The sequence below is a fragment of the Sphingobacterium chuzhouense genome, from assembly GCF_014692525.1.
GTDB lineage: Bacteria > Bacteroidota > Bacteroidia > Sphingobacteriales > Sphingobacteriaceae > Sphingobacterium > Sphingobacterium chuzhouense.
Genome location: NZ_JACNYL010000002.1, coordinates 354526 through 378639 on the forward strand (window position 1 = coordinate 354526; position 24114 = coordinate 378639).

The window sequence follows — 24114 nt, forward strand, 5'->3', positions numbered from 1 at the left end:
TATTACAAACAAAACAAAATATAAGTAACCATCGTTTAGTTACAATAGGAATGTATCCTGAAAACCTCCATGATATGAAAACCATAAAAAAAGAAGAACTTGATCCTAAGGTATTTGAACTCTACAATGACTATGCACACAATCGCCTTAACCGGCGCGAGTTTATGCAAAAGCTGTCCTTATATGCAGTAGGCGGATTGACTGTATCTTCTTTAATGAGTTTTTTAACCCCTGATTATAAAAATGCTGTTCAGATAAAAGCCAACGACCCGCGATTAGAATCGCAATATATAACCTATCAGTCATCCAAAGGAGGTGGAGCTATCAAAGGATTACTATCTATACCTCAAAGCACTACGGAAAAACTCGGAGGTATTGTGGTTGTCCATGAAAACAGAGGGTTAAATCCACATATAGAAGATGTTGCCCGGCGTGCAGCTTTAGCTGGTTTCGTTAGCTTGGCTCCAGATGCGTTATCACCATTAGGGGGATACCCCGGAAACGACGACGATGGTCGCGCGTTACAGCAAAAACGCAATCGCGATGACATGCTGGAAGATTTTATCGCTGCTTTTGATTATCTGAAAAAGCATCCACTATGCAACGGAAAAGTTGGTGTTGTAGGTTTCTGTTTTGGTGGTTGGATTTCTAATATGATGGCTGCTCGTATATCAACCTTGTCGGCAGCGGTACCTTTTTACGGTGGTCAAGCTCCTTTGGAAGAGGTTCCAAACATAAATTCACCTCTTTTGTTACAATTCGCAGAATCAGACGAGAATGTAAATAAGGGTTGGCCAGCTTATGAAGAAGCGCTAAAAGCTCATAAAAAAGAATATACCGCTCATTTTTATCCAAAGACACATCATGGATTTCACAATGACACTACGCCACGGTACGACAAAGAGGCAGCAGATCTAGCTTGGAAAAGAACAATTGATTTTTTTAATCAAAAGTTGAAATAGAATATCGATATACATTAATCTTCCTTTTCCAGTTCCTCAAACATACGGCGGTCTTCCGCGGCACCTACCGTATCACCTAGACGATCTTTCATATCCGCACGATAGGCATATAGATCAGAGTAATAAGGATTTAGCACTATTGCCTTTGAGTAATCCTGTAGTGCGGCTTCCCAATTTTCCATTTTCTCAAAAAGATCGGCGCGTAGTGCGTACACATAAAAATCCTCGGGAAGCAAGCTTACCAATTTATTAAAATCAAACAAAGCCTCATTATAGTATTTTAAATCAACTAAAAAGCCCCCTCGCTCTTCATAAATCACGCCGATTTCTGGCTGAATCTCCACGGCTTTATCAAAATCCTCTCTTGCTTTTTTATGTTCCCGAATCGCTTTAAACAATTTAGCACGAAATAGATATGCTTGAAAATGTATTGGATTCTTGGTTATCGCCTGGTTCAGATCAGATAAAGCTTTGTTGTATCTTAACAACCGTAGATGTAAAGCACCACGATATACGAGCACATCTACGTCCTCCGTATATTTTTCGTTGGCGTATGCATACAATTTTAGCGCATGTTCATAATCAAATTGCTGTGTCGTTTCCAACGCATCGGATAATAGTTGTTTCAGTTCGACACCTCCCTCCAAAGGGGTCACTTCCGCTGGTCTATTCTCCACCCATTCCAAAAAAGCTTGGTAATTAAAATCTAAATTTTTAGCTACTTGATAGTCGTAAAAAGCCCCCTCTTCGTCGCCCAAAGCCATATTTAGGATAGATCGACAAGCATAAAAAAAAGGTTGGTCAGCAAACTGTTGTATTGCTGCTGTATACTGTTCTAACGCTATTTCCAGCTGCCCATTTCGATAAGAGGCAAAAGCCTCTCTAGCTCGGGCCAATGCCGGGTCGTCGACCGCCATCTCTACGGGTTCTAAAAAAGTTAAAGGAAAAAGCTGGGCACTTGCCAGAAGAAAGTATCGGTTGTTTTTTAAAGACATGATCAAAAATAGTAATTACCAGAATCTTTTCACAATGCGAAGCTTATGGGTATATCGGTTTTGTTCTTTGTTAAAGATACCCTCCGAATCCATTTTATCTATACATACCTTTGCAGAAGCGTGGAAGATCGTTTCTGCATCCACCATGATACCCACATGTGTGATACGTCCTTCCTCATTATCAAAGAAAGCAAGGTCTCCAGACTTAATTTCAGATAGAAAATCGACGGCTTTTCCTTTTTCGGCTTGCTGGTAAGCGTCACGTGGCAACTGTATTCCAAAATGCATATATATGCTTTGGCTAAGTCCAGAGCAATCGATACCTACGTGGCTGCGTCCACCCCAGAGATAAGGACTGTTATGATAATAATCTATCAATTTAGGGAATTCCGTTTCAAAGTCTGTCGTGTTTGGGCTTCGTAAATGTCCTTCAATCTGATATGGAAAACCAGCATATTGCTGTTGTAAAAGTTGTTCAGGAATCTTTGTCCCTGCAATTAAATCAACTTTTCCATCGCCTGAGAAAGCCGTTGCACCTACAATATCCACAACAAGGCAATTATCTTCCGAGGTAGCTATAAAATTATTTTCCGGTAAACATACAAACTGCCCGCGTTGTAACCAACCTTCATAATCAATATCGAACATACGGATGTACACCCATTCCTTTTCTTCCTGAAGTATTTCAAATTGCTCCGCAAAAAATACTTGACTCACCATCTCACTACGATGTGTATTAGCCGCTCTTAACGGGATTATCGATAAATTACAGAGACCTATGTTCATATGAGTTGATTTTTATGAAAACAAATACCACAGCAACGCTGTTTTGTACATACGAATATATCACTTTTTATATAGCCACAAAAGATGAGCAGTCACAGATTTAATCGCATACTTTTAGCCGTAGACGATACACCGTGTACCGTTAAGGCAATTGACTACGCAAAAGATCTAGTTCGGGAGTTTCGTTCGTCGCTTGCGTTGGTCACTGTTGTTCCTCCTACTTCGCCTGCCAACTATGGCGCAGATCCGCTATTAGGACAACAACCCATCGTGGTACCGGAAGTTTCGGAAATACAACAAGAATCTGCCCAACGATTCTTGGAAAGTATAGGAGCTGATTTCGAGGGAGCGCAGGACGTCTTTTTATTTAACAAAGTAGGCAATGTTCGGGACGAAATTCTAAGTACAGCTACCGAATGGACAGCAGATCTTATTATTATGGGATCTAATGGACGTACCGGTTTTGAACACTTTATCTCGGGTAGTGTATCGGAATCGGTTATCCGAAAAGCGAGTTGCCCGGTACTGGTTATCCCCGGTAAATGCGACTGATATGGTTACGGTATTAAGATTGCGTAGTTATAATACAATATCGCTCCCGGTAATTTTGTGGTGATAGTCCGGTTTTCTCTTTGAATAACTTGGAAAAGTAAAAACAGGAATCGAATCCCAATTCATAAGCCACTTCTTTTATGAGCACATTAGGATTGTTTAACAATCGTTTTGCTTTTTCGATTTTCAGTTGAATAAGGTACTGTCCCGGTGAAATGCCGGTGTATTTCTTGAATGTTCTACGAAATAGTGAATAACTCACCCCTAATTCTGCAGACACCTGTTCCGCAGTAAGCGAGGTATGGGTATTCTCGCGCAAAATGACTTGAGCCTTGCTAACTAATTGTTTAGCACCAGTATATTGCCACGCATTTTCCTTGGAAATGGCGTAGACATTTCCCAATAGGTGAAGGATTTCTCCAGAAATCAAAGGTTGATAACCGCTATTTTCGGTTTTCGTCCGCGCGGCAATGTCTTCAAAGAACCCAACGATTTCCTGTCTGAATCCAATTTGGATGATGGGATCCTTACGGCTGAAGAATTTATGTTCTACTAACTGATCAGCTATAGGCCCCTTGAAGCCAACCCAGTGTTCGTTCCATCCTGTTTCCTCATCTGGTTTATAGCGATGCCACTCATTAGGGAAGAGCAGGATAATGGATCCGGCTTCGATTTTCTGCATACCCGCACTCTTAGATTCAAAAATACCTTCACCACCTGTAATATAAATTAATTGATATTCGCTCAATATTCGGCCGTTTTGCCAACTGAAGTGATACGATGAAGGATGTGTTATACTTGGATAAGGTGTTGTACCTGGAATCGTTCCGAATCCAGTATCCAATGTGCAAAGCCCCCATTTTTCGTCCTCTGCACTTATCGGTAGGTATTTACAATAGTTCTTCATTGGCGTATACTTCTAGCTGATCCAAAATTTATATCAACAATATCAGTTTGTGTATGGATGACCAAGTTAGTAAAAAATAATTTAGCAATCTAAATAGTTACAGGGTGAATCCCTGATTATAAACAAATTAAATCATAATTGTGTTCACAAAATTAAAAATAGGGCTATTCGGTGTCGGCTTAGACGTCTACTGGAACCAGTTTGAAGGACTGAAAAAACGTCTGATATCTCATTTGAATCAGGTACATACACTGTTATCCTCCGACGATATAGAGATCGTGAATTTAGGATTAATTGACACGGTTGGTAAAGCCATGGATGCTGGTCATCGCTTCCGGCAGGCCGATGTAGATATGATCTTATTGTACGCCTCTACATATGCCTTATCCGCTACGGTGCTTCCCGTAGTCCAACGCGCTAAAGTACCCGTAATTATACTGAACCTCTCTCCTAAGGCGGCTGTCGATTATGCATCCTTTAATGCGTTGAAAGATCGCCATGAAATGACAGGAGAATGGTTGACATACTGTGCCGCATGTCCCGTGCCAGAAGTAGCCAACGTTTTCAGAAGAGCGGGGATATCATATTATCAAGTTACCGGTATATTAGACCCTAGTGACAGCTGTTGGCAGGAAATAGCAGATTGGATAACGGCTGCAAAAGTAGCTCACATATTGGCACATAACCGCTTGGGAGCCATGGGTACATACTATTCTGGGATGTTAGATATTTATACTGATCTTACTCGCCAGATAGCCACATTCGGTGGCCACATCGAATTGTTAGAGGTTGATGAATTGTCAGCATTACGACGAGAAGTATCGTCATCAGAGATTAATAAACGGGTTATTGAATTTTCCCATGCATTTGACGTAGAACCGGATTGTGATACAAAAGAATTGGAAGATGCTGCTCGCACATCTGTTGCTTTAGATAGAATGATAGCCAAATACGAACTTGGTGCATTAGCTTACTATTATAAAGGTACGGGTAGCGCCGAAAATAAAGACACTATGCGTTCCATCATCTTAGGCAGTACATATTTAACTGCAAAAGGTGTGCCTGTGGCTGGGGAATACGAGATAAAAAATGCACAGGCAATGAAAATCTTAGATAGCTTTGGAGCGGGAGGCTCGTTTTCGGAGTACTATGCGTTGGACTTCAACGATGACGTTGTATTAATGGGACATGACGGACCCGGACATTACCAAATTGCTGAAGGAAAAATCAAGGTTAAGCCATTAGTGGCATACCACGGCAAAGTAGGAAATGGACTATCGATTGAGATGTCGGTAAAACATGGACCTGTAACCTTTTTATCCGTTGTGGAAGACCCTGATGGTAAATTATTCTTTTTAGTAGCCGAGGGAACGTCTGTACTCGGACCAATTTTGGAAATCGGAAATACAAATAGTAGGTACCGCTTTCCAATAAACATCCGGCAATTTGTGGAAGAATGGAATCGGCATGGCCCAGCTCATCATTGTGCTATTGGTGTGGGGCATCTCGCTAGTAAGATTGAAAAACTAGGAAAATTAATCGGTATAGAAACCATAAAAGTATGTTCCGATAAAGAATAAATTCGCCAAATAAATCTAAAGTATCGAGAATCATGAGATATGTGCTTTTTTATAAAAAAAGTCGGGGCTTATTGATCCAGTTCGTATATTATGGAGTGAGAAACAGTGAAATGGCCCTATATTAAAATGTAAAATTAATTAAATAAGAGATATGAAATCGTTTATAAATAATACGTTGTATTTTAAACTCCTTGCACTAACCATTCTATTGTCTTCTTGTGCAACAAAGCGATCTTTTAATTTGGTACTATTGCCGGATACGCAAAATTACTCACAAAAATTTCCCGAAATATTTGAAAAACAAACGAAATGGATTGCCGAGCGTTCCAATGAAATTACATTTGTGCTTCACTTGGGAGACATCACTAATAACAACAACAAAGAACAATGGGAAAATGCTTCCAAAGCTATGAATATCCTAGAGGGCAAGCTGCCGTACGCCGTTGTGACAGGCAACCATGATATAGGTAAGAATGGCAGAACTGATGTACGCGATACCGACTTGTTTAATCAGTATTTTAGTTACGGGAAGCACAGCAAAATGAACGGCTTCAAAGGGGCGTATGAGGAGGGAAAAATGGATAACACCTGGCACGAATTTAAAGCAGGCGGCCATAAATGGTTGATTTTATCACTGGAATTCGGCCCGCGTAATAAGGTATTGGCGTGGGCATCAGAGATTGTCAAAGCTCATCCTAAGCATAAAATCATTATCCAAACACACGCCTATATGTACTCTGACGAAACACGGATGAGTAGTGAACGTGGGCATCGTTGGCTGGCACAATCAACCGGACTTGCGGCAGACACCAGATCAGAAGCACCCAATGATGGGGAGCAGATATGGGAAAAATTAGTATCGCTTTATCCAAATGTGATGATGGTCGTTTCCGGACATGTATTAAATGATGGTGTTGGAACGTTAATAAGTCAAGGAAAGCATGGAAATACCGTATATCAAATGCTATCAAATTACCAAACAGGAGTACACGGATCCGAAAACGGAGGCAATGGTTTTCTACGTATCCTAAACTTTGACATACCTAAAAGAACCATCATCGTGAAAACCTATTCTCCAGTGACCGATACTTTCAAACAAGAAACTGATCAAGATTTTATTTTTGAAAATGTAGATTTCAATTAGAAATAATCGGGTTATTTTTTTCTAAGTCGGACGGCAAACATGCTGTCCGATTTTCTATTGTAACCTTTAATTATACCACCCTCTTCCATGAATAAACCATGCTCTTCCTCTATATAACGAACAATCTGTTCATTTTCTGCTTCAAATACCGAACAGGTGATATACATTAATAATCCCTGAGGTTTAAGGTAACGGACAGCAGTGTCAACGATTTGGCGTTGAAGGGCAACAAAGCGTTGTATACTTTCTTCATCAAACTGACTGAGCATCTCGGGTGTACGTCGCCAAGTTCCCGAACCAGAGCAAGGTGCATCTACTAATATACCATCAAAAGCTTCTCCATCCATCAAATGATTGATATCTTGCGTTAAATCCAGCACTTTTTTCCGATACTTTTTAATCTTTGCTTTATCAAAGCGTTCATCCAGATTGCGAAGTATACTTAGCCGTATGTCTGACACCAACAAGTCAATAGATGGATAACGGTCTAATAAAAGAAGAGATTTTCCGCCGGAACCAGCACATGCATCCCACCATTTTTCTCCCGCTTTTAAAGAAAGAGCCTCTAAGCTTTGTTGTGAGGATAAATCCTGAACTTCATATAACCCTTCTATCTTCCTTATATTCTGTAGTTTAGTTCCATTTGGCAAACGATAGGCATTTCCAAAAACTCGTTCAAAAGAAATTCCGTGTCCGGCAAGCTCCCGTTCCACAATAGCTTTATTATTTTGCGGTACACGAATGAATAAATCGGGTTGTACCAAGTGGCTTGCTACGAATTTTCCTTTATCAATTGCTGGTGACAAGTAGGACGTAAAAGGAAAAAGATGATCCACCACATTGTAACCGTGTGTCTCCAAAAAAAGTATCTTTTCCTCTAAAGACGCAGCAGTATTGAAAATCCAATTCGGTTGGTAAAGCTCAACAACAGCACTTTGCGTTTCACACAAAAATTCGGCAATTACAAGACGGTCAACGGAAGGTAAATCTATCACAGAACGTCCTAATCGGAAAAAATTATAGCATAAACGAGAAGTCATCCGTCTATCGGATGACCCCATTTGTTTGTTTTCTTTAAAAAATCGAGTAAGAAACCGAGCAAAGGGTTCTGTATTATCATAAGCATCTATTGCGCGTTGAAAATTGCGCAACTGCTGTTCGACTCTACGTGGGTTAACTCCCATATTAGTTTAGCTGAAACGATGAGCCTTGATAGCTTTTAAACGAAACGGTATTATTTACAAAACCCCAAGCTTCGTTATAATCAAATGCATAAGTGCTGAATAAGCCCTCGAATTTTTCTTTTGTGATATGTTCGGAATAATTGTCACCATATTTTGCCAATAGATTTCCAAAATATCGGGCTGCATCATATCCTTTATAGGAATAATCCGAAGGATTAACACTATATAAGGAATAGTATTTATCTTTAAATTCTTTTGTCCCTCTTGTCCATGACTTCAAATGGCTTTCTGAGGTGATAACAGGTCGAAAATCGCCAAATCGCTCATATATACTGAAATCTATACGATCCCATAAAGGATGTCCGTATACGCGAAACATATAAAATTCCTCGGAAGATTTCGCTTCTAAATTACTCACAAACGAACGCAACTGAAATTTATCTGTCGTACCCGCCACTATCAAATTAGTACCTGTTAGACTAATCTCTTCATTCAATTGGGGAATCGACGATACGGAACGAACCTGAACAGACGGATTTGCCTTCTTAAGTTCCGACAAGAAACCGCTTAAAAATTGCCGCCCGTCATTGTCCGATGTATTATAAATAATAACTACATCCCCGGTTTTGTAATCTTGTCCGACACGCTCTGCCATAGCTTTCGTATGCACATCAATAGATGGTGTTAGGGACACTAAATTAGGCAAATTGAATTCCCGAGCCCTTGTTGCTGCCAAAGGATTTACCTGCAATACATTTTTGTTTAAAAGATGCGTACCAAATGTGGTTATTTCTTTCGGAAATACAGGTCCTACAATCAGCGCCGCATTTGAAACCTCCTCAGATTTGGCGACCGATTGATTATGCACTTCGTTATCTCTCGAATCAATCACATTGAGCGAGAAAGAGCGGCCTTTTTGTGCCAATTCATCCAAACCTAACTGGAAACCTTGGTAAAAATCAAGTGCAATTGCCGAACGATTAACGTCTTCTTTTGATAATGTATGAGGTGAGATCCTATCCAATTGAAAAGGTAGAATCAATGCCACGCTGTTTCTAGCCGCTTCTGCTTTACGAGCATCTTCAACTGTTGTTTCTTTATCGACCGTTTCCGGTTTTTCCTCTTTTGGAACAGTCCCTCCTATATTTCCACTACCTTGGTCAGGTGATTTTAGTACCCTGGTCTTCGGTGAACAAGCTCCTAAAAAGAGAAGCAGTATTAATGCCCATACGAATAACCGCTTATTCCCATTCAATTGTTGCTGGCGGTTTTGAACTGATATCATAGACAACTCTATTGATTCCTTTAACATGATTGATGATTTCGTTTGAAATTTTTGCTAACAAATCGTATGGCAAGTGAATCCAATCGGCTGTCATACCGTCTAATGAGCCTACTGCACGTAGGGCTACTACGTGTTCATACGTACGCTCATCGCCCATGACGCCTACAGATTGCACAGGTAGAAAAATAGTCCCTGCCTGCCATACTTTATCATACCATCCCGCTTCTTTTAAGTTACGAATATAGATGTCATCAGCTTCCTGCAAAATCCGTACCTTTTCTTCTGTGATGTCGCCAAGCACACGAATAGCTAATCCTGGCCCTGGGAAGGGATGACGTCCTAAAATATTGGAATCTACCTCCAATGTTCTTCCTACACGACGTACTTCATCCTTAAACAAGGCTTTCAATGGTTCTATTACCTTAAGCTTCATAAAATCGGGCAAACCTCCTACATTATGATGGGATTTGATAGTTGCTGATGGCCCTTTCACGGAGATCGATTCAATAACATCGGGATAGATCGTACCCTGCCCTAACCATTTTGCTTCAATTCCTTCCGGCAGTTCATGTTGAATATCCTTAGAAGCCTGATCGAACACATCAATAAAGGATGCACCAATTATTTTCCGCTTTTGTTCAGGTTCCGAAACACCTGTCAACCGACCAAAAAACAATTCTTTCGCATTGATTCCTTTAATATTTAGTCCCATATTTTTATATGAATCCAATACTTGTTCGTATTCATTTTTACGAAGCAAACCATGATCCACAAAAATACAATGTAGATTTTTCCCGATAGCTTGGTGTAATAATACCGCTGCTACCGTAGAGTCTACACCACCCGACAATGCCATGATTACATGATCATCTCCTAACTGCGCCTTCAGCTCTGCTACTGTCGTTTCGACAAAGGTATCGGGAGTCCAGTCTTGCGAACAACCACATATATCAACGACAAAATTCTTTAACAATACTTGTCCGTCGGTACTGTGCGTCACCTCTGGGTGGAATTGGATACCGTACGTGCGTGTGCCTTCTATTTCGTATGCTGCCACACGTACCTTGTCCGTACTAGCAATAATTTTAAAATTGGAAGGTATTTCCTTAATGGTGTCTCCATGCGACATCCACACCTGTGATTGTACCGGTACACCTTTCAACAAGGTACTTTCCTGATCCACAAATTGTAAATTCGCACGGCCATACTCCCGGATTTCGGAGGGTAATACCTCTCCTCCGGATTGCTGTGCTAGATATTGCGCCCCGTAGCAAACGGCCAATAATGGAAAACGATTTTGAATGTTGGTATAGTCTACCTGAGGTGCATCCTCTTGCCTAACAGAATATGGGCTACCTGAAAAGATAACACCTTTTACCGCATCATCAAATTCCGGTAAATTGTTATATGGATGAATTTCACAATAAACGTTAAGCTCACGAACACGGCGTGCTATTAGCTGTGTATATTGCGAGCCAAAATCAAGAATGATAATTTTTTCGGACATGGCGCAAAGTTACATATTCGCCTTGTATTTTTAGCGATTTTAATTGATTTCCTTTAACGTCCCAATAAAGCCAATTCTTCTTCCGAATACATCTTTGCACCTTTTAGATAGACATAGATAAGTTGTTTCGTTTCCTTATCTCTTAACTTATATAAATTGTTCACTAAAAAATCTTTATCTTCTTCTATATTATCTTTATATCCTAAATACGATGGAATATAGTATTGAATACATAACCGAATATAACGCAATTCAATTTCACTCGGATTGTCCGCTATTTCCTCTTCTAACATTTTCTTTCCGCTTCTGAAATAGCTCATTTTTTTTAGGGGATTCCCCGTATGTTTTGCCATAAACATATGGTACGCTGCTTCATATCCTCGTTCCACAGGACAATCTGCATACTCTTCTAAGGCTTCCAGATGCTTTTTGCATGTCTCTTCATCTTTATGTCCTATCTTGAAATCCTTTCGGATTTCAGCAAGGGAAAGTTTTTGCCCAAATAACGCCGTCGTTGTTACTACTAACTGAAACAGCACAATATAAAAACATCTTTTCATCATAAGCCCCGTATCGTTGGTTATATAGTATCTTTTTACAAAAAACAAGCCAATTTCCCTTCAAATGGCTTAACAAGTTACCATATAAAACGATAAGCTGCAACAGAAGGTGGATTTTTTTATTAATCGTGTCGATGAACCGCCTCCATCACTGTCTTTCCCACAACCAACGAATAAAAAAGAAAGTGAAAAATAAAAGATTAATTCATTTTTAACAACGTATTTCTTGCCTGCTGAGCAATATTATGATCTGGTCCATGGGATAATAATGTTAGCTTTTCGCGTATTTCTTTATCTATACGAACTTTATTGTTTCCAATAATCGAAAAGATTTTTCTGATCTGGCTCTCTGAAAGACTAGATAGAATGGATAGAAGTGTTAATATAGTATTCCTATCCAATTGAACTGTCGCCAGTCGATCTAACAATGCATTTTTTACTGAATTGTCTATATGCGGAAAATAAGTTACCAATTGTTGCTGATAATCTGGCAATGACATAATACTGTCTTTCAATTGCGCTAATGCAAAATGCGGTATATAGGTGTCCTTACTACTGATCAGTTTGATAATATCGTTACTCAACTGACGATGTTGTTCTTCCGTGATATTTTTTAAAACAAAACCTACATAATCCCGATTCCCTGAATTCAGCATATTTTTGACCATGGCACTATCAGACATTAACGATGTCGTAAATACTCTCATGCGTGAACGTATAGGTCCATTAGTAAAATGCCAAAGCGTGTATACGGTGTACAACGCACCTTCCACTGTTGCTGCACTGAATGTCGGGCTTGTAGGTCTTGTAACCGCATCTATCTGTTGAGACCGCAGATAAAAGTCCGTATCTATCATATCGTCTACTTCATAATCCCGAAGAATAGCGGCAGTATCGGAAAGTATACGATGTAGCTGGTCATGATCTTCATCCGTAAATTCTATATGGTCGAATTTGGTTAACGAATACCAGGATGCTGTATGATAAGATATAAATTGTCCTAATAAATCCCAACGTATAGTGATACTAATCGGCTTACATAAGCCATCTGAACAAACACCCGTCTCTAAATGAGCGGTATAGTACATAGGATAACCTTTCTTCGTGTAGGTAAGGTCAACGTCTACCGCTACGGAATCGTTGACCTCAAAATGGAATGCCGGAATTATCTTATTTGACGTTTTCGCGTCTTGTGCAGAAGAACTTCCTCCCAACCATAACATTAGAATACATCCCAAACCTATCTTTTTGATGCTATTAGGCATAGCATCGGATTTCAAAAATCCTAGCAAGTTTATCATCGTGTGTTTTAATTACCGTAATTCGAACTGTATCTGCCTGCACTTGTGGAAAAGCATGTACAAATTTACGTAGATAATTTTTTTCAAAATACGCATCATAGACCACCTTTCCTTTGTTGATTAACTCAATTTTAAAGTCAGAAACGGTTTCAGGCTGATATCCTCTTATTTGGTTCCTATGTACCGAACGTTGTCCGGATAGCCGTAAAAAACGATTCAATCCGGTATCAAATGTGCATTCCACTGTTCCGATTCGTTGCGGCTTTTTCCAGCTAAGTTCAATCGAGGGCTCACCACCAGACATTTCTGCGCGCCATTGATGGGTCGCACCATCCTGTATATCGCGGTTCACACCATCAATTACATTAGCAGCTTTGCCGTCTATTGTTTCGTGCGATGCTTTCACTTGTGCTGAACGTGCCAGGTCCTGTTCGTCACCGTTTACTACCCCGAGTATCGCTTGATCCTGGCGCAACAGTATCTGTTGGAACTTCGCCAGATGTTTTTTATCCAAACATAGTTCTTTAGGTGTCAATGCATGTTCGATATTATAGGCCATAGCCGTACCGATGGCCTGACCCAGCACAGCACAAGTAGCCATTACTCGCGTCGTGGACAACGCAACGTGGGAGACGCTGATGTTACGTCCTGCCATATATAGGTTCTTAAAACTCCTGCTATACAGTGAACGCATAGGAATCGAGTAAGGTCCTTTTAATGGAATCGAGCGGAAAGGTCTTTGCGAAGTATCGTCCATACCCTCGGGGAGATGGTCGTCCAATGGCCATCCGCCGTAAGCGACGCGGTCTTCCAACAATGTGGGAGCCTGGGCATCCCGTTGGGTCATAACGTAGTCTCCTGTAATCCGTCGGCTTTCCCTTTTTCCGGGAATCATACCAAACCAGCTCAATGCCCAATTTGCCGATTTAGGATGATCGCCGGAGTTTTTAATATAATCCCAGATACCAAACATAACCGCCATTAAATCATCACGGATCTTCTGCCCATCGTTCACAATATCTTCCATACCACCCAATTCAATCCACCAATATCCATATTCATACGAATGAATCTTGCGATATTGGAAATCCTTAAAGGTATACTTCCTAGCCCAAGAAGGTGCTACAAAGGGCATAGGACGGTCATGTTCGGTGGCTTGGAACATCAAACTGTTTCCCATAGTGATTTCATCAGCCTTATCCAGCCCCAACGACTCGTTATAGGTGGATTTGGCTTCACGTCCACGCATGAATTCGGCTCCGGCAAGTGCTGCCAACGTGCCATCACCTGTACAGTCCGCAAACTTTTTGGCTGTGATTTCGTACACCTCCTCTGTAGGAGAACAGAAGGCATTTATCCGGCGAATATTGTCTCCTTCGGTAATCACCTCATACATTACTGTATCCAGCAAAAGGGTGATATTCTTTTCTGAAAACACTTTATCGTACAGCACATAGTCCAACATCTCGTAACAGGCCTGTGGATTGGTGACGGATTCGGTCAGCATCAGTTCTTCCAGGATGCCCGTTTCCCGCCACACTTGTTTCAGCGCTGTGGCTCCCACAATATGCATCCTGATCTCGCTGCTGGCGTTCCCCCCTAGACGGGAACGGTCCTGCAACAAAACAACCTTAGCTCCATTTCTCGCAGCTGCCAGAGCAGCACAGACGCCCGATAGCCCTCCCCCGGCAATCAAGATATCCGTATCGATTTTCCGTCGTGCATAAACATCTGTCTGCTGATCAACTTCACCTAACTTTTTCGCTATTTCCTTCGAGCCGAAACTCAAAGTGGGGTTCAGCAAGAGGGCGCCCGAGCCCAAGCCCATTGTTCTCAAAAAATCCCGTCTGTTCGCTTTTATTTTCTTTTCTTCCATCATAATTTTTTTATTTTATTAGATATTAACTTTATTATCCTATTATTACTGCTCGGAAAAATCAAGACTAACTATTCAAATTTTGTTAATCCCGGACATATATAGCGATATCATCCAGATTCATCCGACAATTAGTTGTAGAGCAATTAGCCGTCGCAAACTTGACAAACCTAAACCTGACAGGTTCTTCTATATCGAGTGGAATCTCCCTGTACATCAAGCTTGATGTATTGGTATACACATCGCTGATATCCTCCCAAGTAATGCCGCCATCGCGAGAAGCTTGTACTTTAAACGTACTAGCTCCGTCTGCTGAGCATATTGTATGATAAAAAGATATTTTGGACGCTCCATTTGGCAAATCATACCTCATCTCAAAAATACTCTGGTCGGTATGCGATCTAATTGTTCCATTACCATTTTTTCTTTCGTTATTATTATTTCTGGATATTATAAATTTATCAAACCTCCAAAGCCCGGAGCCTACTTCCACATCTTCTGCGGAAGTCGTATTTGTTTTTGTATATCGCGTATCTTCAAAATCCTCCGGAAATCCATCGTATATTTCCGGTGGCTGTGGAGTTAGCGTTATAGGAAGATAATCCGTATAAAATGTATCAATAGCGTTTGGGTGAGGAAGGAATACTGTCCGGTATTCCAACGAACCTTCCAACGGGGCTTCATCAATAATGGTTTCCATATCGCTTGCTTTCACAATAATCAGATTTTCTGTTCCCTCCTGACTTTTATATCGGACTTCCGTCCTTATGTCATCTTCATTGAATTGAGCATACCAGGATATCCTTACCCTGTTGCCCAACGTCGAACGGGAAATTAATCTATTGGAAAGTGAACTGGCATAGGCTTCTCCAAACACCTCGCCCACGGTATCGACCACAAGGGAAGTATTCCCTTCCCGATCGAAAGTAAAAAATTCAAAGATATATGAGCCTTCTTCCATATTGTCAATAATGACACTCAGTGTGTCCGTATCAAAAGCACCTGTTACCGGAACTTCCACAGAATCGAGGCGATCATTCCAATATATTTTGAATTTGGATACATTCATTCGCTTTGCTGCTAGCCATGCTTTCACCCGGTTACGCCCCGGTTGTATTCCGAGCGTATCCGGTTTTTGGCTATACCGGATCTCCCCATCCTTTATAAATTCTTTGTACGTACCATCCATCTTGCCGCATGCGGCTATGATCATAGTCCCTAAAGCAATTATCATCCATAAGCCCTTTAGTGATATTTTCGTTTGACTTGACATTTTTCTTAGTTCTTAAGTTTCATTACAATACTTATTCTTTATGGTTGCTCCTCTCCCCACAGCGTAATTTCCCGCATCCAGGCAGTTCCATTGGCCGAGTTGCGCGGTGATCCAAAAGAAGATAATATATTTATACGTAAATATTTGACCGGGGGTGCATCCTGCGATACGTCAAAGTCGAAGCCTGCAACAGCCACAGCGCTATCATCTGCTGACAGCTCCCCCTCGGGCAAGCCCGACGGCTTGACCACTGTATAAAAGCCCAACAATTCCCAACCATCGAAACTTCCCTGCGGATCCGGATCATTGCTTCCCCAGAGTTCAAACTCTTTAACATTACCCGAACTATATTGTCGACCATCGTGTACGCCCCAAAATTTAAAGCGGCTTAATTTGGATCGTGTGCCCAGATTGAAGTTAAATCGTGTTGGAAAAGCGCCTGTAGAACTAATTCCGCCACCAGTATTAGCTGTAACATTATCCCATAAACCTGTAAGATTCCAAGCGTTATTTCCATCTCCAGGCAATGCAAGAGCCGAAAACATGCTTTTGTTCAATTGTGTCTCATGAATGGGAGTAATCTCGCGCACCAGCGTATCCGAACGGTTTTCCCAACGGTCGTAGATCGACACGCCAAATGTTGTAGGTATAGCATCTAACCCTCTAACGGAATAAGCGCCCAAAGGCAAAGACATATAATATTTATCATACTCCACCCAATCGCCATGCTCGTCCTTGATCAGGACATTCGCAATGAGGTTTGCCTTGGCCGTATTTTCGAAGGTAAGATAGATTCCGCCAAACCCCTGAACATAGTCCAACGTTGCAAAAGCCGTTTGCACTGGTGGTGGCAATGGTCTTATTGTAACAGTTGTCTTTTCCGAGCGATTTCCACTACGATCGACAGCATACAGATCTACGTTGTACTCGTCCGTCGTCCCAAAGCCAACCACCGTTAATGAATTGCTGTAATAAGAGGATTTTACATTATAACCTACTCCCGGTCTGATCTCATACTCCCCAACCACATACAGGATGTCAAAATCGTCCGGTAGAGAATAGTTTATCTTAGCTGATCCCGGAAGACCTTCAAACGTGACATCAGTGACCGGTCCAGGGGCAACACCGTCCTGCTCGAGGTTATCCCGTAATTCTACCTTATCACAGGAAGACAGCAGACAAATAACACCACTAAGCAGCAAGATTATATTTTTACACAGTATTTCTAACGTTTTCATTAGCATATTTTTTTTACTATAAAGTCTACCAACCAGGGTTTTGTACCAGATTCTTATTGATGATCAATGAACTTTCTTTCAAAGGCCACAAATAGCTTTTCTTTTTAAATGATTGGCTAAAAAGTAAGACGGTCTGATAATATGGCACGGTCTCGCTCTGGTTTATATCCCATCCTATGATCTGTTGGCTCAACACTGTTTCTGCCCTTTTCCAGCGCAACAGATCCCAATAGCGTGTTCCTTCGAACGCCATTTCAATTAACCGCTCATGTCTGATGATATCTCTGAAACCTTCCTTTGTCAAGTGTTTGCCCTGTGTTCTTACTTCGGGCAATGACCAGGATTCTTCTACATCGGGGATTCCGGCTCGTCTACGAACCAAGTTAATCCAATGGTAGGCTTCCGCTGTCGGGCCATTTACCTCGTTTAGCGCTTCCGCACAATACAAGTATAGGTCGGACAATCGGATTTCGGGGAAAGGATATTGCTGTACGGAATAAACGCCACTAGTCTGCAAAACACTCCGATAATCAATTAATTTTTTGGTGTAGTAGCCTGTAATGGAATGTTCGTCTGCTCTTCTTTTACCGGCAAGCTGACCCGACTTCGCTTCCAAATGCCAAGGCGTTTCTCTATCATAATTTCCGTTTCCCCACCATATCCCACCATCAAATCCCAAATCTGCATAGAAACGTGGTTCCCGGTCAAAATTCAACTTGGCTGTTGTATAATAGGGTTTTATATGATATTTATCCTCCTCGCCGGCCTCCTGTAACTGGTATCGATCTGTATAATGCCAGGAAAGATCTTCGTCAATGGGCAAACCGTTCTTGGTATAGAACATTTCCGCGACCTTCAAGGATGGCGCCCATTGCCCCTTAGGCCTGGAACTTCCGTTGGTCATGACGGAGGCAGGATCGACAAAAGGTTGGGCATAGCGTTGGATCCAATTGACCATGCTATTATTAAAACCCCATATAATTTCGGAATTCCATTTTTCGGTAATTGCCGCCCGTATGTCCATCTGCGTCTTTAGCTCTGGTCCGAGATTGTAGGTATTAACAGCTGGGCTAAAGTAGTGCAGTTGATTTCCGTTACTGTGAATCATTTCGATGGCGTCAATACATGCCTGAGCGGCTTTCTCCCATTTTTCGGGCATGTAGACCGAATTAAAAAGATGCACACCTCTTTTATCCACAAAATTGGCATAGTCTGGATTACCATTGAACAATGGACTTGCTGCTGTCACCAATACTCTAGCTTTTAGCGCCAATGCGATAGGTTTTGTGATCCGTCCGATCTCGTTTACTTGGTCGACGATCGTCGTGGGAAGCGTGAGTACCGACTCATCAAGCAAATTAACAACATAGTTAAATACATCGTCTACAGGATCCCTAAAAACTTGTGCTTCCTCGGGTGTAACCGATATAGGCAGATTAACATCCGTAATCGGCACAGGACCATACATTCGGAGCAGAAACCAATGGTAATAAGCTTTTAAAAATTTCACTTCGCCTATCCACCTATCTTTTTCCATCTCATCCATGTCGGGTACCAAATGGATATTTTCCAAAAAGATATTGCAGTCGCGAATAGCACGAAACATACTCTTCCCCCCTTTAGCTCCATCCCAATAGTTCAGATAGGGATCTGTGATATTCTGGTTCCCGCGCGCCACCTCCCAGACATCCGAGGGCTGGGCGTAATAGGCCGTAATATACGGATAGAAAAACCAAATTTCATCACCGCTCAAAAAACCTGGATTGCTTTCATGTACGCCTAAATCCGGTAAATAGGAGTAACAGGTAAACAAGTATTTTTCGGCTTCATTGCGCAAAGCAAATGCATGTTCGACTGTCGAAATATTATCCGGTATCATATCCAGATAATTACAGGACGATGTTATTCCCAGCATTGCTATCAATATATATGTCTTTATTCTCTTCATGATTTACTTATTTCGATTAGCTAAAAAGAAATCTGCGCGCCAATATTAACCACGCGTTGAACGGGATACCCCAGACCATCCCCCGCCATTTCGACATCCCATAATTTAAAACCACTCCACACCCATAAATTGGTGCCGCTTAAATAGAATCTAGCTTTTGTCAGCTTAATCCGTTCTGTAATACGTTGTGGCAATGTATAGCCAAGTTCTGCGTTTTTGAGACGTAAAAAAGCTCCGTTTCGCATAAACCATGTACTGGTTTGGTTAGTATTGGGATGTAAGCTCGTACTTAGACGTGGCCATAACGCATAAGGATCGGGATTATCTTCTGACCAATAGTCATCCGCATAAGCTTTCAAAACATGATTCTTAAGCTGTTCACCACCATTTGTACCCGTTCTAAACGGAGACGTATTCTCTATATCTATCCAAAAAGATTCACGCGCCAAACCTTGAAAAAAAACTGACAAATCAAAGTTTTTGTATCCCAAAGATGTTCCAAATCCGTACACTATCTCCGGCGTTTCAGGATAACCTATCGGTACTTGATCTAATGAAGTAATCCTTCCGTCGCCGTTAACATCACGGTACTTGATATCCCCCGCCATAACGGTTTCCCCAAACTGTTGAACCGGCGAATTGTATACTTCAGCATCATCAACAAATAGGCGCTCGGCAATATATCCCCACTTCTGTTTTATAGGATATCCTACACGGGATTTCCAAGGTTCGTTGTCATACACAGGCTCTTCATAAACCAAAAACTTGCTGGAGGCATACGTAAAGTTAGCCCTTCCCTGTATCCAGAAATTAGCCCCTATATTTTGCGAGTAATCCACCGAGAAATCAATTCCAGACCCTTTTGCTTGCCCTACATTAGCTCTTGGTGTCGCTCCCGACGCGAGTCCCATTGTAGACGGTATAGAGGAGCGCGTCATTAGAATATTGGTACGATGCTCTTTCCAGTAATCAACGATCACATTCATTTTATCAAATAATCCCATGTCAAAGCCCACATTCGCTTTGTATGATTTTTCCCAACCAATATCTTCATTCGCATATCGGCTGACCAGCACGCCATTTCTTCGATAGACGTTTTCCAAACCGAATACTGCGCCCCGTCCGGAATTGTTCAAATCGACTTCTGACAGATAAAAGAATCTGTCACTAGCACTACCTATTGCATCATTACCAATCAAACCATAACTGCCTCTAAATTTCAAATTAGTGATCGTTTTGGAAATCGATTCCCAAAACTTCTCGTTGGACACCTGCCAAGCTAATCCTGCCGACGGGAAAAAACCAAAACGACTGCTTTCATGGAATCGTTCAGAACCATTATATCCAAAATTGAACTCAGCAAAATATCGTTCATCAAAAGAATAGGTCATTCGGCCCGAGACCCCTAGATTTCGGCTTGGCAATGAGGTTTGTAGGGTATATTCATCGGTGCTGCTAACACCCTCATTCTGGAATCTGTTCTGCATCAAAAACACGAGCAGACCGCTTATACCGTGCTTATTAAATGTGCGATTATAAGTTGTTGTACCTTGAATATATGTCGTTGCCGTAATATCTGGAATACTTTGTGAATAATCTAAATATTCGGTTCCCGAATCCGCGTTTAACGCATCTGATAAGGTGAATGTGTCTGTGAATCTGTCGTAAGAACCGATGTCATAGTAAAAAGGGTTATATGATCTTCTTGTAGTAGAATAAGCATAGCGGGATACGTTAAACAATCCTTGTAGCTTGAGCCCTTCCGTGATAAACGATAGGTCTTGTTTCAATTCGAATTGTGCCAACATGGTGCTTCGGTTGTAGTCTCGATAACCACTGACTAGCCGTGCATAAGGATTTACCATCAAGACATCACTAGAGTTACCAAAAAGAATATGATTGACATGCTGATACTGCTCATTAGCTGGAAAATATGCCGGAAAAGAAACTGGATCAGCCCGTATCGCCAATCGATAATAATGGGAACCTGATTCCTTCGGGCCTAGATAATCATCAAACGTTCCATAGAGCCTTACGCCCACCTCGGTAGATTTGGTGAGATTAACATTTACATTAGAGCGAAGCTGATAACTTTTTAAGCTGATATTATTATTGAAGTTATTTCGTTTATCCACGTTCATGATACCATTATCGTGATTGTAAGTTGCTGCGATATAATAACGAGCATTTTTTCCTCCACCGGTTACGTTTAGGTTTACTCTTTTATTCACGGTATGATCCTTAAACAACATATCCAGCCAATCATTATTAGGGTAGACATATGGGTTTGCACCGGCTATCGTATTATCGATTTTAGCGAGCGAATAGGGCACATCACCTAAGGGATTACGGGTCAGCACAGCTTCATTATTCATCCTCATGTAGGTGATATTATCGACCAAGTCAACTGTACTGGTCGGTGCTGAAATAGAGTTTTCCATACGAACAGCAATCGATGTCCTTCCTTCCACTCCTTCCTTCGTACTAATTAATATGACACCGTTTGCTCCACGTGCGCCGTATAAAGCAGTAGCAGCAGCGTCTTTTAATATAGAGAAATTAGCGATATCATCAACCTGCATACGGGACAAATCGCGACTCGTCATTTCGACCCCATCGACCAAGATCAACGGGTCCTGTTTGTACCCAAAGGTCGTCACACCCCGGATAAAAAAATCAGCATCATCTGCACCGGGTTCACCACTGCGCTGATAAGCGACCACACCCGCCAACCGCCCCGCCAATGCTGTTGAGAGATTACTGGACGGAACCCGTAGTTCCGATGGGTTAATCGTCGTGATGGCACCGACTACTTCCTTCTTCTTTTGTGTCCCAAATGCGACAACAACAACATCTTCTAACCCGCTAGTAGCATAATTCAATACCACATCCATCACGGATTTGCCTTTCACCGCTATTTCTTGACTATCATACCCTACCATACTGAAAACTAATACCGCGTCTGACGGCACTTCTAAAACATACCGTCCGTTTAAGTCTGTAGTCGTCCCTACTCTACTGTTATTTTTCATTGCTACGGAGACTCCAGAAAGGGGCGATCCTAGCGAATCAACAACCAAACCGTTTACTCTTACCTGTTCTTGGTAAACGATGACCTTAGTATTCGAAATCGGCGCTTCTTTTTCCTTCACCATGATGTTTTTCTTGATTACCTTATACGTAAATGGTATATTCTTAAAGCACTCTTCTAACACATTAGTAATAGAAGTATGGTTGATATCTACACTTACTCGAGTCTGATTAATCTTAGGACTATTATAAATAAAAACATAGTCGCTTTGTTTCATGATCGATTTGAATACTTCATCCAGCGGTTTGTTTTGGACATGTAGTGATATTTGTTGAGCATGCGCTGTAGCATTTACAGGCAAGAAAGCAATAGTAATCCAAATCGCTGTTAAAACTGATAAGCATGGTACTTTTCCTTTTTTATGATTTAGATATCGGTAAAAAAGAAATCCGTTAGCATGATATAATACGGAATTGAGCCATAGTTGTAACTTAACTATAGGAAATGAATTTAATTTCATTAATTTTGTTATATTAAAAGTTAATACTGAATATGTTCGCAATAATATTCGTAAAGCTTTCTTACTCTAGAGTCTCTCACGCCAATGAGAGACTTTTTAAAAAAAATTATTCAGTAACCTTCCAAAATTTTCGGATAATACTTCTCCATAGATTTATAATTTTAATTGATTGTTGTCTTTTATAAATTTGACACGACTACTTTCCAGCTAGACTCCTCACCCGTATCTTTTATTAATCGATATTTTAGATTAAAATAATGTAGAATTTCCAAAGCTTCTGATGCATTCACATTCCGATAGACGCTCCCCCATAAATTGATGGCAGGTACGTCGCCTTCAAACTCAAAATCGAAATTGTACCAACGTGAAAACTCTGCCAGTACTTGTTCTACAGGCGTATTTTCGAAATAAAAAAGTCCGTTTTTCCAAGCGATAGCGCTGGAGATATCGACCTTTTTTACCGCTAACTTATGGTGATCATTTAATATAGCCTGTTCACTGGGTTTTAGCGTTCGGGAAGTTAGTTTCTTGCTACTGTTGATATAATCTATCATCACACTTCCCTCCAAAAGCGTTGTTTCGGTATTTCCTCTATCGTCATAGGCATTAATATTAAAATGGGTCCCCAACACTCTAACAGATTGATTTTTCGTTTCGACAATAAAAGGCGATAGTATATTTTGAGCCACCTCAAAATATCCTTCTCCAATTAATTCAACTCGCCTTTCTGTTTTGGAGAATAAAGGCGGATATTTCAATGAAGAAGCGGCATTGAGCCAAACTTTGGTACCGTCAGGTAATAACACTTGGTACTGCCCTCCCTTTGGGGTTGTTATTGTATGATAAATGGTTTCTGCCTCGTCTCTATTTTGGGTTTGGTTGTCGGAGGCCTGGATATAGTAGTGTAGTTGACCATCTTCTGTTTTTGTTATTCTAACACCGTGTTGTTCTGCAATTTCCCCTTCTTGAATTTCATTTAGATAAATGAGGGTGCCATCTGCCAATGCTAATGTAGCTTTATCCTTTCCGGGAAGAATGTTTAATAAAGCATCTTGTTGTACCATTTCTGTATCGGCGGTTTTTATGTTATCTAGATAGAATAGGAAACTAATAGTCAATGTGATTAATAACAATGCAGCAACTGCTGTAAATTTCAATACCCCGCTCCTTTTTAAGAATGTTCTTTTTCGGTCTTGCGCAGCGTATTCTTGGCTATTGGTCGGCAAAATAGCACGCAACATCTTTGTCCTTTGAACCACCGTAAATATCTCTTCATTAAAATCCGGCGATTGATATACCGTTTCCAGTAGGGATTCGATTTCATCCTCTGGTGCGGTATGAATGTACTGCATCAGCTCATCCTTTTCACTCAAGCTTGCTGTTCTATCGACATACTTTTTAAATAAATAGCTAATCCGTTCTTTATCCATTCTTTATTGGGCAAATGAGCTTCACAATTTATATG

The 24114-nt window shown here is 41.0% G+C and carries 18 protein-coding genes; 4 read left to right on the forward strand and 14 right to left on the reverse strand.

Going from position 1 to position 24114, the window contains the following annotated elements:
• The first annotated feature begins 74 nt into the window (after window positions 1-74).
• Window positions 75-962, forward strand: coding sequence for a dienelactone hydrolase family protein (locus H8B21_RS07850; RefSeq protein ID WP_190313240.1), 888 nt, complete (start codon window positions 75-77; stop codon window positions 960-962).
• Between the two features lie 14 nt (window positions 963-976).
• On the opposite strand, the gene H8B21_RS07855 is transcribed toward H8B21_RS07850, so the two are convergent.
• Both H8B21_RS07855 and H8B21_RS07860 read right to left on the reverse strand, forming a co-directional pair.
• A complete protein-coding gene (locus H8B21_RS07855) occupies window positions 977-1957 on the reverse strand; it encodes a tetratricopeptide repeat protein (protein ID WP_190313241.1) in 981 nt (326 codons plus the stop codon).
• A 15-nt stretch (window positions 1958-1972) separates the two neighbouring features.
• Window positions 1973-2743, reverse strand: coding sequence for a C40 family peptidase (locus H8B21_RS07860; protein WP_190313242.1), 771 nt, complete (start codon window positions 2741-2743; stop codon window positions 1973-1975).
• A gap of 84 nt (window positions 2744-2827) precedes the next feature.
• Between H8B21_RS07860 and H8B21_RS07865 the strand changes: the two genes are divergently transcribed.
• On the forward strand, window positions 2828-3295 hold the full coding sequence (locus H8B21_RS07865) for a universal stress protein (protein ID WP_190313243.1): 468 nt from the start codon (window positions 2828-2830) through the stop codon (window positions 3293-3295).
• 13 nt (window positions 3296-3308) lie between these two features.
• Here the strand turns inward: H8B21_RS07865 and H8B21_RS07870 are convergent, their stop codons facing one another.
• On the reverse strand, window positions 3309-4202 hold the full coding sequence (locus H8B21_RS07870; protein WP_190313244.1) for an AraC family transcriptional regulator: 894 nt from the start codon (window positions 4200-4202) through the stop codon (window positions 3309-3311).
• A 140-nt stretch (window positions 4203-4342) separates the two neighbouring features.
• Here H8B21_RS07870 and H8B21_RS07875 point away from each other — a divergent pair, with 140 nt between their 5' ends.
• Both H8B21_RS07875 and H8B21_RS07880 read left to right on the forward strand, forming a co-directional pair.
• A complete protein-coding gene (locus H8B21_RS07875) occupies window positions 4343-5782 on the forward strand; it encodes an arabinose isomerase (RefSeq protein WP_317170380.1) in 1440 nt (479 codons plus the stop codon).
• 151 nt (window positions 5783-5933) lie between these two features.
• On the forward strand, window positions 5934-6926 hold the full coding sequence (locus H8B21_RS07880; RefSeq protein ID WP_223814910.1) for a metallophosphoesterase: 993 nt from the start codon (window positions 5934-5936) through the stop codon (window positions 6924-6926).
• An 11-nt stretch (window positions 6927-6937) separates the two neighbouring features.
• Here the strand turns inward: H8B21_RS07880 and H8B21_RS07885 are convergent, their stop codons facing one another.
• The 11 genes from H8B21_RS07885 to H8B21_RS07935 all read right to left on the reverse strand — a co-directional run bounded on the left by H8B21_RS07885 (window position 6938) and on the right by H8B21_RS07935 (window position 24079).
• Entirely contained in the window at window positions 6938-8110 is a 1173-nt protein-coding gene (locus tag H8B21_RS07885; protein WP_190313245.1) for an RsmB/NOP family class I SAM-dependent RNA methyltransferase, read from the reverse strand.
• Between the two features lies 1 nt (window position 8111).
• A complete protein-coding gene (locus H8B21_RS07890; RefSeq protein WP_223814911.1) occupies window positions 8112-9395 on the reverse strand; it encodes an ABC transporter substrate-binding protein in 1284 nt (427 codons plus the stop codon).
• Window positions 9352-10902: a glutamine-hydrolyzing GMP synthase gene (gene guaA, locus H8B21_RS07895; RefSeq protein WP_190313246.1), complete on the reverse strand. Its 1551-nt coding sequence runs from the start codon at window positions 10900-10902 to the stop codon at window positions 9352-9354. Before guaA ends, H8B21_RS07890 begins: the two co-directional genes overlap by 44 nt.
• 53 nt (window positions 10903-10955) lie before the next feature.
• A complete protein-coding gene (locus tag H8B21_RS07900; protein WP_223814912.1) occupies window positions 10956-11465 on the reverse strand; it encodes a hypothetical protein in 510 nt (169 codons plus the stop codon).
• 197 nt (window positions 11466-11662) lie between these two features.
• Entirely contained in the window at window positions 11663-12763 is a 1101-nt protein-coding gene (locus H8B21_RS07905; RefSeq protein ID WP_190313247.1) for a hypothetical protein, read from the reverse strand.
• Window positions 12720-14642, reverse strand: a complete 1923-nt coding sequence (locus H8B21_RS07910) for an FAD-dependent oxidoreductase (RefSeq protein ID WP_190313248.1) — start codon at window positions 14640-14642, stop codon at window positions 12720-12722. The genes H8B21_RS07905 and H8B21_RS07910 overlap by 44 nt, the downstream gene beginning before the upstream one ends.
• An 82-nt stretch (window positions 14643-14724) precedes the next feature.
• Window positions 14725-15912, reverse strand: a complete 1188-nt coding sequence (locus tag H8B21_RS07915) for a DUF4998 domain-containing protein (RefSeq protein WP_190313249.1) — start codon at window positions 15910-15912, stop codon at window positions 14725-14727.
• Window positions 15913-15950: 38 nt separating this feature from the next.
• Window positions 15951-17150, reverse strand: a complete 1200-nt coding sequence (locus H8B21_RS07920) for a DUF5000 domain-containing lipoprotein (RefSeq protein WP_190313250.1) — start codon at window positions 17148-17150, stop codon at window positions 15951-15953.
• A gap of 25 nt (window positions 17151-17175) precedes the next feature.
• Entirely contained in the window at window positions 17176-19098 is a 1923-nt protein-coding gene (locus tag H8B21_RS07925; protein ID WP_190313251.1) for a RagB/SusD family nutrient uptake outer membrane protein, read from the reverse strand.
• A gap of 20 nt (window positions 19099-19118) precedes the next feature.
• Window positions 19119-22649: a TonB-dependent receptor gene (locus H8B21_RS07930; protein ID WP_190313252.1), complete on the reverse strand. Its 3531-nt coding sequence runs from the start codon at window positions 22647-22649 to the stop codon at window positions 19119-19121.
• A gap of 179 nt (window positions 22650-22828) precedes the next feature.
• Entirely contained in the window at window positions 22829-24079 is a 1251-nt protein-coding gene (locus H8B21_RS07935) for a FecR family protein (RefSeq protein ID WP_190313253.1), read from the reverse strand.
• Between the last annotated feature and the right edge of the window lie 35 nt (window positions 24080-24114).